This is a genomic window from Mycolicibacter sinensis, from assembly GCF_001667375.1.
Taxonomy (GTDB): Bacteria; Actinomycetota; Actinomycetes; order Mycobacteriales; family Mycobacteriaceae; genus Mycobacterium; species Mycobacterium sinense_A.
This window is the reverse complement of record NZ_LZIN01000082.1, coordinates 1-721: the sequence shown is the minus strand read 5'-3', so window position 1 is coordinate 721 and position 721 is coordinate 1. Positions and strand designations below refer to the sequence as shown.

Genomic DNA, 721 nt, shown 5'->3' with positions numbered 1-721 from the left:
CGCTGTCGACCAGCCCGTGGCTCCACGCATTGATCCAGGCGCCGAACTGGTCGAAGTCACCGGAGATGTCGATGTCGGTGATCGCGCCGTCGGTGGTGGCCAGGTGGTTGGCCACCTGATCGGGCGTGAGCCCCAGATACATCATGTGCTCGTAGAACAAACCGAGCTCAGAGGTGGACGTGGGGTCGGTGACCGGATCTCCGGGGATCGTGTAATCGGTTACCGCGAACCAGTTGTTCGGGGTCTGGACACCCGACAGCAGAGCAGTGTCGAAGAAGTCGGAGGAGGAAACCCCGCCCATACCCTCCGACGCGGTGTCGGCACCGACCGGATTGCCGATGAACACGAAATGCAGCAACTGCGGGTCGACGCCGTCGTGTTCCAGCTGGGCCATGGCGATCGAACCGGCCGTGGCGCCCTGCGACCAGCCGAACACCCACAGCGGGTTGTCGGCATCGTAGGCGCCCGGGTTGGCGTCGAGCTGGGCGTGCACCGCCCGCACGATCTCGGCCGCGCCGACGAAACTGCTGTGCCCCTGCAGGATCAGCTGCGGGGTGGTCAGCACCTGCAGCGGGGAATCGCAGATGCCGGCACCGATCACGCAGACCGTCGGATCGTCGCCGGCGTCGAAGCCTAGCGGGTTGAGGAACAGGTCGGCCGCGGTTTGGGCGAACGCCGCCGAGGGCGTCGGCAACATCGTCCCGCCGACGAAGATCGCGGT

General features: G+C 66.3%; 1 protein-coding gene. It reads right to left on the bottom strand.

What is annotated here, in order from left to right; genetic code table 11:
- Positions 1-721: PE-PPE domain-containing protein (locus A5771_RS24690; RefSeq protein ID WP_064856395.1), on the bottom strand; the 721-nt coding region annotated here is incomplete at both ends.